The organism is Enterobacter sp. HSTU-ASh6 (assembly GCF_026319105.1).
GTDB classification, from domain to species: Bacteria; Pseudomonadota; Gammaproteobacteria; order Enterobacterales; family Enterobacteriaceae; genus Enterobacter; species Enterobacter sichuanensis.
This window is the reverse complement of sequence record NZ_WSPD01000009.1, coordinates 44,443-56,411: the sequence shown is the minus strand read 5'-3', so window position 1 is coordinate 56,411 and position 11,969 is coordinate 44,443. Positions and strand designations below refer to the sequence as shown.

General features: G+C 56.4%; 11 protein-coding genes and 1 tRNA gene. 4 read left to right on the top strand and 8 right to left on the bottom strand.

Annotated features, from left to right (window positions below; translation table 11 throughout):
- Window positions 1–33: 33 nt before the first annotated feature.
- From GM298_RS12810 to GM298_RS12800, 3 genes are all read right to left on the bottom strand, one after another.
- Window positions 34–110 (bottom strand) — tRNA-Pro (locus GM298_RS12810).
- Between the two features lie 72 nt (window positions 111–182).
- Window positions 183–1,943: an LPS biosynthesis-modulating metalloenzyme YejM gene (gene yejM, locus GM298_RS12805; protein WP_095450481.1), complete on the bottom strand. Its 1,761-nt coding sequence runs from the start codon at window positions 1,941–1,943 to the stop codon at window positions 183–185.
- A 19-nt stretch (window positions 1,944–1,962) separates the two neighbouring features.
- Complete coding sequence (locus GM298_RS12800; protein ID WP_014884596.1) at window positions 1,963–2,190, bottom strand: YejL family protein; 228 nt, start codon at window positions 2,188–2,190, stop codon at window positions 1,963–1,965.
- Between the two features lie 134 nt (window positions 2,191–2,324).
- Here GM298_RS12800 and yejK point away from each other — a divergent pair, with 134 nt between their 5' ends.
- Complete coding sequence (gene yejK / locus GM298_RS12795; RefSeq protein WP_047346586.1) at window positions 2,325–3,332, top strand: nucleoid-associated protein YejK; 1,008 nt, start codon at window positions 2,325–2,327, stop codon at window positions 3,330–3,332.
- Between the two features lie 51 nt (window positions 3,333–3,383).
- Here yejK and rplY read toward each other — a convergent pair whose 3' ends face one another.
- Together rplY and GM298_RS12785 are read right to left on the bottom strand one after the other, a co-directional pair.
- Window positions 3,384–3,668: a 50S ribosomal protein L25 gene (rplY, locus tag GM298_RS12790; RefSeq protein WP_025756288.1), complete on the bottom strand. Its 285-nt coding sequence runs from the start codon at window positions 3,666–3,668 to the stop codon at window positions 3,384–3,386.
- A gap of 125 nt (window positions 3,669–3,793) precedes the next feature.
- Window positions 3,794–5,554, bottom strand: a complete 1,761-nt coding sequence (locus GM298_RS12785; RefSeq protein ID WP_128339957.1) for a DEAD/DEAH box helicase — start codon at window positions 5,552–5,554, stop codon at window positions 3,794–3,796.
- Between the two features lie 151 nt (window positions 5,555–5,705).
- On the opposite strand from GM298_RS12785, the gene rsuA reads away from it, so the two are divergent.
- The 3 genes from rsuA (at window position 5,706) to GM298_RS12770 (ending at window position 8,248) form a co-directional block, all read left to right on the top strand.
- A complete protein-coding gene (gene rsuA / locus GM298_RS12780) occupies window positions 5,706–6,413 on the top strand; it encodes a 16S rRNA pseudouridine(516) synthase RsuA (RefSeq protein ID WP_266154199.1) in 708 nt (235 codons plus the stop codon).
- A gap of 15 nt (window positions 6,414–6,428) precedes the next feature.
- A complete protein-coding gene (locus GM298_RS12775) occupies window positions 6,429–7,625 on the top strand; it encodes a Bcr/CflA family multidrug efflux MFS transporter (protein ID WP_045285143.1) in 1,197 nt (398 codons plus the stop codon).
- Window positions 7,626–7,903: 278 nt separating this feature from the next.
- A complete protein-coding gene (locus GM298_RS12770; protein WP_008500952.1) occupies window positions 7,904–8,248 on the top strand; it encodes a YejG family protein in 345 nt (114 codons plus the stop codon).
- A 3-nt stretch (window positions 8,249–8,251) separates the two neighbouring features.
- On the opposite strand, the gene yejF is transcribed toward GM298_RS12770, so the two are convergent.
- Genes yejF through GM298_RS12755 form a run of 3 tightly spaced genes read right to left on the bottom strand, consistent with a single transcriptional unit; the run spans window position 8,252 to window position 11,962 of the window.
- Complete coding sequence (gene yejF, locus GM298_RS12765) at window positions 8,252–9,841, bottom strand: microcin C ABC transporter ATP-binding protein YejF (RefSeq protein WP_216689772.1); 1,590 nt, start codon at window positions 9,839–9,841, stop codon at window positions 8,252–8,254.
- Window position 9,842: 1 nt separating this feature from the next.
- Entirely contained in the window at window positions 9,843–10,868 is a 1,026-nt protein-coding gene (locus GM298_RS12760) for an ABC transporter permease (protein ID WP_262783372.1), read from the bottom strand.
- Entirely contained in the window at window positions 10,868–11,962 is a 1,095-nt protein-coding gene (locus tag GM298_RS12755) for a microcin C ABC transporter permease YejB (protein WP_059385226.1), read from the bottom strand. The genes GM298_RS12760 and GM298_RS12755 overlap by 1 nt, the downstream gene beginning before the upstream one ends.
- Window positions 11,963–11,969 lie beyond the last annotated feature (7 nt).

Genomic DNA, 11,969 nt, shown 5'->3' with positions numbered 1-11,969 from the left:
CCAGCCATAAGAGGCTGGTTTTCAATGTATTTTTGGTCGGCACGAGAGGATTTGAACCTCCGACCCCCGACACCCCATGACGGTGCGCTACCAGGCTGCGCTACGTGCCGACGCATAGAAAGCATACTACTCGATTCCGTTTCGAATGCAAGGGAATCTGTCGCTAACTGGTTTATAATTAATCAGTTAGCGATAAAGCGCTTCTCATCCGTCAGGACCTGCAACAGCAGACTCAACTGCGGTTTCTGGTCTTTCAACCGCTCCCCTTCGAGATTATACGTCTGATAATTGCCGTTGCTGTTCAGCACCAGCGTCAGCTTCGGTGTGGTCACCACCAGCGTGTCATTCCCGGCAGCTGTGACCCAGTTATGGCGGCGCGCGGCGCTAAAGAGATCCTGCCCCTGCGAATACTCGTTTGCAGGCGTGCTGACGTGCAGCAGACGTTGCATCAGGGTGGTCATGACATCTTTATGCTCGGTTAGCATGTTGATGCGCTGAGCCGGAGTGCCCGGCCAGTGGATCACCAGCGGAACCTGCAGGTTCGGACGTGACCAGTTCATACTCTTCGTTTCGTCACCCAGCGGGACACCATGGCCAGCGGTCACGATCACCACGGTGTTCTCCAGCTTGCCCGACTCACGCAGCGCGTCAAGTACGCGAGCTATCTGCGCATCAACATTGCCCGCCGCGCGGCTATAGCGGCGCGTAAAGTCATTTTTATTGCTGTTGGCGAGCGTGGTGCCGTTAAAGGCCACCCATGAGAACCAGCGGTTATCTTCCTGAGCGTAGCGCTGCAGCCAGTTTATCCACTGGCTGGCGGTCTGCGCATCGGACTGGTCCTGCGCTGGCGGCAGTGAGAAATCTGACAGCAGCGCCTGGCGGTAGAGCGGGCTGTTAAAGCCATCTGATGAGAACAGCCCCAGTTGATAACCTTGCTGATTCAGCCCGGTGATCAGCGCCGCAGGTATGCGGCTCGACAGCACGCCATCCATATATCCGGCTGAAATACCATAGAAGAGGCCAAAGATGCCCGCATCGGTTGAGTTACCGGAACTCATATGCTGAGTAAACGTGACGTTTTGACTGGCGAATTCAGCCAGCGCAGGCATCTGCTTCTCGTAACGGGAGTAGTTCAGGCCATCGACGGTGATCAGCAAGACGTTTTGCCCGCGACCCATATCACGATAACGCAGATCGCTCAGGGGATACTGAACGCTGACGGCTTCCGGATTCCCCTGTTCGACCAGACGGCGCTGGTACTCCTGGGCATCTAGCAGACCGTGTTTTTCGAGGAAGCGGCGGGCCGTCATTGGATAGGAGAGCGGCAGGTTGGCGCGCTGCATCGTAATAGGGCGATAGAAGTTCGCATCCGCCCAGATATACATGATGTGCGAACTGATAAACGAGACGAAAAAGAGCGTGGCGACAGGCTTCGCGTAATGACGTCGCCGGGTCAGACTGCGAAGTTTTTGCCAGCTCCAGGTGGCAAACAGCATCTCAATCAACAGGATCACCGGGACGCTGATAAACATCAGCTGCCAGTCACGGGCCGTTTCGTTCTGGTCGGGGTTAATCACCAGTTCCCAGACGATGGGGTTAAGATGCAGGTGGAAGCGGGTAAACACTTCACTGTCGATAAGCAGCAGCGTTATCCCCACCGTCGCAAGGATGGCGGACAAGAACCGCATGAGACGCTGCGACATGACGATAAACGTCAGGGGGAACAGGATCAGCAGATAGGTGGCGAAAACCAAAAAGCTAAAGTGACCGACAACGCTCATCCAGGAGTAGATCCGCCCGGTTAGCGTTGTGGGCCAGTCTGCGACAAACAGATAACGACAGCCAATCACCGTCGCCAGCAGAATGTTGAACAGGGCAAACCAGTGCCCCCAGCTGACCATCTGGGAGACTTTTTCACGGTAGCGCTGACGATTCGTCACCATAAACTGTTGTTCGTATCCCTTAATGGGCCTGGTCGTTGCTGACGGATGACTGTAAAGCCTGGGCGAAAGATTTTGCGATCGCCTGACGCTGAGCCGGAGCAACGCTGGTGTTAATAAGGTTGGTGACCATATTTCCCAAAACCATCAGGGAGAGATCGGTCGGTGTTTTATGTTTTTCCAGTACGTTGACCAGCTCACTGAGCAGTTGTTCAACGTGTTCATCACTGTAGCGGGAATGTTGTGGCATAAATCAAAATCAGTTTGTTGATGAAAGGGCAACATATTACCGTAGCAACAGCTTTTTTTCCCCTTTTTTATCTGTTGTTGCACACATGCCCTGGTGGTGGTTGAATACCGCCCGGTCTAAAAGGAGAGTTTATCATGAGTCTGGAAATCAACCAGATTGCCTTGCACCAGCTTATCAAGCGTGATGAGCAAACCCTTGAAGTGGTGCTGCGCGATTCGTTACTGGAACCCACGGCGACCGTTGTGGAGATGATGGCAGAGCTGCATCGCGTCTACAGCGCCAAAAATAAAGCCTACGGTCTGTTCAGCGAAGAGAGTGAACTGGCTGACAGCCTGCGTCTGCAGCGTCAGGGCGAAGAGGATTTCCTGGCGTTTAGCCGCGCCGCAACCGGGCGTCTGCGCGACGAACTGGCGAAATATCCCTTCGCCGACGGCGGGATCGTGCTGTTCTGCCACTACCGCTACCTGGCGGTTGAGTATCTGCTGGTCACCGTGCTGAATAACTTAAGCAGCATGCGCGTGAACGAGCAGCTGGATATCAGCTCCACCCATTATCTGGACATCAACCATGCGGATATTGTGGCGCGCATTGATTTGACCGAGTGGGAAACGAACCCGGAATCGACCCGCTACCTGACTTTCCTGAAAGGGCGTGTGGGCCGCAAAGTGGCGGATTTCTTCATGGACTTCCTCGGTGCCAGCGAAGGTCTTAACGCCAAAGCGCAAAACAAAGGGCTGCTCCAGGCGGTTGACGACTTCACGGCTGAAGCACAGCTTGATAAATCTGAGCGTCAGAACGTACGTCAGCAGGTTTACAGCTACTGCAACGAACAGCTGCAGGCAGGGGAAGAAATTGAGCTGGAGTCGCTGTCCAAAGAGCTGGCAGGCGTGAGTGAAGTCAGCTTCCAGGAATTCACTGCGGATAAAGGCTATGAGCTTGAAGAGAGCTTCCCGGCGGATCGCAGCACGCTGCGTCAGTTAACCAAATTTGCCGGTAGCGGCGGTGGGTTAACCATCAACTTTGACGCGATGCTGCTGGGTGAACGCATTTTCTGGGATCCGGCCACCGACACGCTGACCATCAAAGGGACGCCGCCGAACCTGCGCGATCAGCTTCAGCGCCGCACCTCTGGCGGGAAATAACAGCCATAAAAAAACCCCGCAGAAGCGGGGTTTTTTTCGACACGTTTGCGATTACGCGCGAACGAAGTCGATGTGAGTCAGTTTTGGCTTGAACGCGTGACGCTGAACAGCCTGAACTTTCACTTTTTCTTCTTTACCGCCAACAACGATGGTCAGAACTTCGCTGTAGAATTCAGCTTTGGTCTGCAGGTTCCACAGTTTGTCGTGATCCAGTTCGATTGCAACTGGAGCAGCTTCGCCACCGTAAACGATAGCCGGGAACTTGTTAGCGGCACGCAGGCGGCGGCTCGCACCCTTACCCTGCACGTTACGTACTTCTGCTTCGATAGTAAACATTGATTTCTCTCTGTATTTAAAACCCTACTACAGGCGACCCAGCAGCAGGTGAGTGTTCTGCCTCACGGATGTGAAGCGGGCGGCATTTTATACTCAAATGCCCCGCACATCAATGAAAAGTCCCCCTAACCGCGCAATTCGTTAGCGCGACGGAAGCGACCTTCATAGTCAAAGAGTTTCTCACGCACCTGCCAGAACTGGCCTTTCTTACGGGCGACCACAAAATCCGGATGGCGCAACAGCCCCTGTTGGCGCACGATATCGGCCACGGTTATCCAGCGCAGGGGGATGCCCGGCGTGCGGGTATGCGGGCGGATAAACAGCTGTTCGAAGGCCGTGCGCTGGGCGGGCGTCTGGACCCGGAAACGCTCACTCACGTCCGCCCCGTCCTCGTCGTAATAGGTGATTTTCAGCCACTCACCTTTTTCATCGGCGCCGGGCTGCAGTGCCATGCCCGAGCAGCGCAGCACCAGGGCATCTTTCAGCTTTAGCGCCGCTTTCAGCATGTCATCCGGGTCAACCAGCACCGTGTCGCATTCCCGACAGCGGCGGGCGGCTATGTCGTTTTCGGCGTTGCACTGTGGGCAGTTTTTGAAGCGGAAACGGAAATCGCACTGCTCGCGGTGCCCCTCATCATCTTCAAACCAGCCCTGGCAGCGGCGGCCAAAATGTTCGATCAGCGTGCCGTCAGCGGTGGTTTTGCCCCAGAAGGTGTTGGCAAACCCGCAGGCGGGGCAAAAAACCTGTACGGGGACGTTGTCGCTTTTTCCTTTGGGCGCCCCGACTTCAGGGGTATAGATATCGTGCGGGTTGCCGGCATAGTCCAGAATCAGACAGTCGGTTTTGCCCGGCGCCAGTCGCAGGCCGCGACCCACAATCTGCTGATACAGGCTGACTGATTCGGTCGGGCGCAAAATGGCGATCAGATCGACGTGCGGCGCGTCAAAGCCGGTGGTCAACACCGACACGTTCACCAGATAGCGGAACTGCTGGGCTTTAAAGGCCTCAATCAGCCCGTCACGCTCCGGGCCGGGCGTCTCACCGGTGATGAGGGCCGCGTCGCCAGAGGGCAGTAAGCCGGTGATTTCTCGTGCGTGCTCAACGGTGGCGGCAAAGATCATCACCCCTTTGCGCGTCGCGGCGAACTCCTCAATCTGGCTGATGATGTGCGGCGTAATACGCTTTTGCTTTTTCAGCTCCTGGTTAAGATCCGCTTCGCTGAATAAGCCGTTGCTCTGCGCCTGCAGACGGCTGAAGTCGTACTGCACCACCGGCATATCCAGCCGTTCAGGCGGTGTCAGGTAGCCATGTTTAATCATGTAGCGCAGCGGAAGTTCGTAAATGCAGTCGCTAAACAGGGCTTTGTCATCCCCGCGCACCATGCCGTGATAATGGTAGCGATAGATCCAGCCTTTACCGAGACGAAACGGGGTTGCCGTCAGGCCCAGCAGGCGTAAGTGAGGGTTCACCTCTTTCAGGTGAGTGAGGATTTGCTGATACTGGCTGTCGTCGTCATCACTGATGCGGTGACACTCGTCGACAATCAGCAGCGAAAATTCGCTGCGAAACAGGTCGAGATTGCGGGCCACTGACTGCACGCTGCCAAAGACCACTTTGCCGTGGCTCTCTTTACGCTTGAGTCCGGCGGCGAAAATGTCGGCGTCCAGTCCCAGTGCGCAATATTTGGCATGGTTCTGCGCAACGAGCTCTTTAACGTGCGCCAGAACCAGCACGCGGCCACGCGCCAGGCGCGCCAGCTCGGCGATCACCAGACTTTTGCCTGCACCGGTCGGCAGCACAATCGCCGCCGGCTCGCGATGTTTACGGAACCAGGCGAGGGTGGCGTCTACGGCCTCCTGCTGATAGGGTCGAAGTGTAAAAGTCATGGGGTCTCGGTTTCGTTATTCCGCACATAGTATGCCACGAAACTTTTTCCCTTGAGTGGCGCAACCAGACCATTATACTGAGCCGATCCAGACTGCGTCTTTTTCGGACCTGTTGTCCGACTTCCAGCACCATTAAGGCTAAAAAGATTTCATGCGACTTGATAAGTTTATCGCTCAGCAACTCGGCGTAAGCCGCGCTATTGCCGGGCGCGAAATTCGCGCCAGCCGCGTTACCGTGGATGGCGACATTGTGAAAGACAGCGCGTTCAAACTGCAACCTGACCATCAGGTGGAGTATGACGGCAATCCGCTGACCCAGCAGCACGGCCCGCGTTATTTCATGCTCAATAAGCCGGAAGGCTATGTTTGCTCTACGGACGATCCGGATCACCCGACGGTGCTCTATTTCCTCGACGAACCGGTTGCGCATAAGCTGCATGCCGCCGGGCGACTCGATATCGATACCACGGGTCTGGTGCTGATGACCGACGACGGACAGTGGTCTCACCGCATCACCTCTCCGCGCCACCACTGCGAGAAAACCTATCTGGTGACGCTGGAGTCTCCGGTTGCGGATGGCACGGCAGAGCAATTCGCGAAAGGCGTTCAGCTGCATAATGAAAAAGATCTGACCAAACCCGCCGTGCTCGAGGTGATCACGCCGACCGAAGTCCGCCTGACCATCAGTGAAGGGCGCTATCATCAGGTAAAACGTATGTTTGCCGCGGTGGGGAACCACGTCGTGGGCCTGCATCGTGAACGGATTGGTGCGATTGAACTTGATCCCGACCTGGCGCCAGGCGAATACCGCCCGTTAACGGAAGAAGAGATCGCCAGCGTCGGTCTGCCTTCGCACTAATTTCAGGAGAACTCTGTGACCACCAGGCCACACTCGTCGTTCAAAATTGTTTTCATTCTTGGCCTGCTGGCCATGCTGATGCCGCTGTCTATCGATATGTACCTGCCTGCGCTGCCGGTCATTTCGGCGCAGTTTGGCGTCCCGGCGGGCAGTGCGCAGATGACGCTCAGCACCTATATTCTCGGCTTTGCCCTCGGCCAGCTGTTTTATGGTCCGATGGCGGACAGCCTTGGACGTAAGCCCGTCATTCTGGGCGGGACGCTGGTCTTTGCGGTTGCTGCGGTTGCCTGTGCGCTGGCGCAGACCATCGATCACCTGATTATCATGCGTTTCTTCCACGGTCTGGCGGCGGCGGCAGCAAGCGTGGTGATTAATGCGCTGATGCGCGATATCTACCCGAAAGAAGAGTTCTCCCGCATGATGTCGTTTGTGATGCTGGTGACGACGATTGCGCCGCTGGTGGCCCCGATGGCTGGTGGTGCGGTACTGGTGTGGTTTAGCTGGCATATGATTTTCTGGATCCTGGCCCTGGCCGCGCTGCTGGCCTCGGCGATGATTTTCTTCTTTATTGATGAAACGCTTCCAGTCGAGCGCCGTCAGAAATTCCATATTCGCACTACAATCGGCAACTTTGCTTCGCTGTTTCGTCATAAGCGCGTGCTGAGCTATATGCTGGCGAGCGGGTTCAGCTTCGCCGGTATGTTCTCCTTCCTGAGCGCCGGACCGTTTGTTTACATTGAACTGAACCACGTCTCACCGCAGCACTTTGGCTATTACTTTGCGCTCAATATCGTCTTCCTGTTTATCATGACCATCATCAACAGCCGTTTTGTCCGGCGGGTGGGGGCGCTGAACATGTTCCGCGCCGGTCTGTGGATCCAGTTTGTGATGGCCGTCTGGCTGGTCGTGAGCGCGTTTCTGGGCGTGGGCTTTTGGGCGCTGGTCGTTGGCGTGGCGGCCTTTGTCGGCTGCGTGGCGATGGTGTCATCGAATGCGATGGCGGTGATCCTGGATGAGTTCCCGCACATGGCAGGCACCGCGTCATCCCTGGCGGGGACGTTCCGCTTCGGTATCGGCGCGATCGTCGGGGCGTTACTGGCTATGGCCACCTTCAGTACGGCATGGCCAATGCTGTGGGCGATGGCTTTTTGCGCAACCAGCTCAATCCTTTTCTATCTTTACGCCAGTCGACCGCGAAAAGCGGCTCACTGATTTACAGAGAAGGCCCGGCAGGGCCTTTTTTGTTGATACATATCAACCAAACCCGTGTTCGTTTACCCCGTGTTTGTTTATTTTATGTAAAATCTATTTGTGTAAAAAGTCACATCATTGTATTCAAAAAGGTTGAGTTAGATCGCAGAAACGGGTACATATAGCGCCGACGCGAGCCTGGAAACGAATAAAAAGCGCTGAATAGTGCAGGCTGGCGATGATGTGTTACTATAAATGTAAATAAATTGTGAAGTGAATTTTACTTCCGGGGAACGAACGTGAATACATTACAACTCTCCATTGTCCATCGCTTGCCTCAGAGCTATCGCTGGTCGGCGGGTTTTGCAGGTTCGAAAGTTGAACCGATTCCGCAAAACGTCGCGGGCTGCGAGAATTGCCTGGTTGCGCTCAAACTGCTGAGCCCGAGCGACGAAAATGCATGGCGGGTGATGGAACGTCTGAGCCAGGCCCTGACCGATATCGAAGTGGACAGCTCCGTGCTGGAGTGCGAAGGCGAGCCGTGCCTGTTTGTGAAAAGCCAGGACGAGTTTGCGGCCACCTGCCGTCTGAAGAATTTTGGCGTTGCTATTGCTGAGCCTTTCTCTGGCCAGTATCCCTTCTGAGCGCTAGTCTGCCGACAACAGCTGGCGCGTGTAGCGCTGCGTTGGCGCGGTGAATACGCGCTGGCACTCACCCTGCTCGACCACTTCTCCCTGTCGCAACACAATCACCTGATGGCACAGCGCCCTCACTACCTGTAGATCATGGCTGATAAAGATATAGGCCAGCCGGTGTTTTTCCTGTAACCCTTTGAGCAGCGCCAGGATCTGCGCCTGTACGGTCCTGTCCAGAGAGGATGTTGGTTCGTCCAGAATAATCAGCTCTGGTTTCAGGATCAGCGCGCGGGCAATCGCGATACGCTGGCGCTGCCCGCCGGAGAATTCAGCCGGGTAGCGGTGACGCGTCTCGGGATCTAAACCCACTTCAACCATCACCCGTTTCACCTCCTGCTCGCGCTGCTGAGCACTCAGGGCGGGCTGATGCACGCGCAGGCCCTCTTCGACAATCTGTAACACGCTGAGCCGCGGGTTAAGCGAGGAGTTGGGATCCTGAAAAACCACCTGCATGCGGGGACGAACGGGCAGCATCTGCCGCCGGTTCCAGCGGTGCAGCGGCATGCCGTCAAAGAGGATCTCACCCTGCGAGGCAATTAAGCGCAGCAGCGCCAGACCGGTGGTGCTTTTACCCGAACCGGATTCGCCCACAAGCCCCAGGGATTCGCCAGGACGCAGCGAGAAGCGGAGGTTTTTCAGCACCGGGTTTCGATCGACAATGCGCCGCAAAATACCTTTGCGGATCGGGAACGAGACGGACAGATCCTCAACGCGCAGCAGCGGCGCGCTGTCCGCATCGAGAGGAACCGGATCGCCGGCGGGTTCGCTGTCAAGCAGGCGCTGCGTATAAGGATGCTGTGGCGCGTTCAGCAGCGTGGAGGCGATATTCTGTTCCACACATCGCCCGTTTTGCATCACCGCGACGCTGTCGGCCAGCTTTTTCACAATGCTCAGGTTGTGCGTGATAAACAGCAGGCTCATATTGAGCTCGTCACGCAGCTCCCGCAGCAGCGTTAATATTTGCGCCTGTACCGTCACGTCGAGCGCCGTTGTGGGCTCGTCGGCTATCAGCAGTTCCGGGCGCGTGAGCAGGGCCATGGCAATCATCACGCGCTGGCGTTCGCCGCCGGAGAGCTGGTGCGGAAAATCATTGAGCCGTTTGGCCGCATTGCGTATGCCTGTTCGCTCAAGACAATCCAGAATTTCTCCCCGCGCCGCCTCTTTGCGCATCCCCCGGTGCAGGGAGAGCACTTCATAGAGCTGTTTTTCCAGGCTGTGCAGCGGGTTGAGCGAAACCATCGGCTCCTGGAAGATCATGGCGATTTTATTGCCGCGAATGCCGCGCAGGGTGTGTTCGTCGGCATGCAGCAGTGAACTGCCGTGGAACAGAATATCCCCTTGCGGGTAGCTCACCGGCGGAGACGGCAGCAGGCGCAGGATGGAAAGGGCAGATACGCTCTTGCCGGACCCCGATTCCCCCACCAGGGCCAGCGTTTCACCGCGCTGGATCTGCAGCGACAGATCGGTGACCACGGTGCGCGTCTCGCCCTGCGTTGAAAAAGCAATCGACAGGTTATCAATACTGAGAAGAGGCTGGGTCATCTTATACCGCCTTGTTAGGGTCGAAGGCATCGCGCACGGCTTCGCCAATAAAAATCAGCAGTGAAAGCAGCACGGCCACGGAGAGAAAAGCGGCGATGCCTAACCACGGCGCCTGCAGGTTGTTCTTACCCTGCAGCAGCAGTTCGCCGAGCGACGGCGAACCCAGCGGGAGACCAAAGCCCAGGAAATCGAGTGAGGTGAGGGTGGTGATGGAGCTGCACAGAATAAACGGCAGGAAGGTGAGCGTGGCCACCACGGCATTCGGTAGCATATGGCGGAAGATGATCCCGCGATCGCTGACCCCAAGCGCCTGCGCGGCACGAATATAGTCGAAATTGCGGGTACGCAGGAATTCCGCGCGCACGACGCCCACCAGTGCCATCCAGCCGAACACGACGGTGATGCCTAACAGCCACCAGAAACCGGGCTGCACCACGCTGGAGAGCAGAATGATGAGAAACAGCGTTGGCATGCCTGACCAGACTTCAATCACCCGCTGGCCCCAGAGGTCGATTTTTCCCCCGTAGTAACCCTGAACAGCACCCACCACGACGCCCAGCACGCTGGAGAATATGGTCAGCATCAGCCCAAAGAGAAGCGAAATACGGGTGCCATACAGGATGCGCGCCAGCACGTCGCCACCGTTGGCATCCGTTCCCAGCCAGTTTTGCGCAGACGGCGGGGAAGGGAAGGGGGTCGTCGTGGCGAAGTTAATGCTGTTTGCGCCAAAACGCACCGGTGCCCAGAGCGCCCAGCCGTGTTGCTCAATCTGCTGGCGAAGCCACGGATCCTGATACTCCGCCGGCGTGGCAAATGGGCCGCCAAAGTCACTTTCGTTGTAACTGACCAGAACAGGCACGTACCAGCGGTCATTAAAATGCACCAGCAACGGCTTATCGTTAGCGATCAGTTCCGAAAACATGCTCAACACAAACAGCACGGCAAAGATCCACAGCGACCAGTAGCCGCGGCGGTTGTGGCGAAAGCGGGCCCAGCGGGCCTGGTTGACGGGGCTTAAACGCGGCATCAGCGGCCCTCAAAATCGATTCGGGGATCGACCAGCGTATAGCTGATATCGCTGACAATATTCAGCAGCAGGCCAATCAGGGTGAAAATATAGAGCGTGCCAAACATTACCGGATAATCACGCGACACGGTGGCCTCATAGCCCAGCAGGCCCAGACCGTTGAGCGAGAACATCACCTCAATCAACAGCGAGCCGGTAAAAAACATACTGATGAACGTGGCTGGAAATCCGGCGATCACCAGCAGCATGGCGTTGCGGAACACGTGTTTCCACATGATCTGCTTTTCACTCACGCCCTTGGCGCGGGCGGTGACGACGTACTGTTTACGAATTTCATCGAGAAAGGCGTTTTTGGTCAACATGGTCAGGGCGGCAAAGCCGCCTATGACGGTGGCCAGAACCGGCAGGGTAATATGCCAGAGATAGTCGGTTATTTTCTGGTACCAGGGCAACGTGCTGAAATCGGCGGAGACAAGCCCTCGCAGTGGGAAGAGATCGAAATAACTTCCCCCGGCAAAAAAGACGATCAGCAGAACGGCAAACAGAAACGCCGGAATGGCATAGCCGATGATAATGAACGTGCTGCTCCAGATATCAAAGCGGCTGCCGTTATAAACCGCTTTGCGGATCCCGAGCGGAATCGAGACCAGATAGATGATCAGCGTTCCCCATAGCCCCAGCGTTATCGACACCGGCAGGCTTTGCTTAATCAACGTTAACACTGACGCGCTGCGAAACAGACTGTCGCCGAAATCAAAGCGGATGTAATCCCAGAGCATTTTGAAATAGCGCTCGTGAATCGGTTTGTCAAAACCGTAGCGATGAGTGATCTCGGCGATCACCTCCGGATCCAGACCGCGTCCGCCGCGATAATGGCTTTCGCTGATATTCCCCACGCCGGTTCGCGCATGGCTCGCGCCCATGCCTTCACCGCCCCCGCCGGGCATGCCGCCGCTGTTGCCAAATTCAATGGCGGCAATCGCCTGATCGACCGGCCCTCCGGGGGCGATTTGCACGATAAAAAAGTTAATCGTGATGATGGCCCACAGGGTGGGGATGACCAGCAGCAGACGGCGGAGAAGATACGCACCCATGATGATT

Excerpts from the sequence above, each read along its gene's own strand:
- yejM (WP_095450481.1), bottom strand. The coding sequence starts at position 1,943 with ATGGTGACGAATCGTCAGCGCTACCGTGAAAAAGTCTCCCAGATGGTC.
- rplY (WP_025756288.1), bottom strand. The coding sequence starts at position 3,668 with ATGTTTACTATCGAAGCAGAAGTACGTAACGTGCAGGGTAAGGGTGCG.
- GM298_RS12760 (WP_262783372.1), bottom strand. The coding sequence starts at position 10,868 with ATGCCGCGTTTAAGCCCCGTCAACCAGGCCCGCTGGGCCCGCTTTCGC.
- yejF (WP_216689772.1), bottom strand. The coding sequence starts at position 9,841 with ATGACCCAGCCTCTTCTCAGTATTGATAACCTGTCGATTGCTTTTTCA.
- GM298_RS12785 (WP_128339957.1), bottom strand. The coding sequence starts at position 5,554 with ATGACTTTTACACTTCGACCCTATCAGCAGGAGGCCGTAGACGCCACC.
- yejK (WP_047346586.1), top strand. The coding sequence starts at position 2,325 with ATGAGTCTGGAAATCAACCAGATTGCCTTGCACCAGCTTATCAAGCGT.
- rsuA (WP_266154199.1), top strand. The coding sequence starts at position 5,706 with ATGCGACTTGATAAGTTTATCGCTCAGCAACTCGGCGTAAGCCGCGCT.
- GM298_RS12800 (WP_014884596.1), bottom strand. The coding sequence starts at position 2,190 with ATGCCACAACATTCCCGCTACAGTGATGAACACGTTGAACAACTGCTC.
- GM298_RS12755 (WP_059385226.1), bottom strand. The coding sequence starts at position 11,962 with ATGGGTGCGTATCTTCTCCGCCGTCTGCTGCTGGTCATCCCCACCCTG.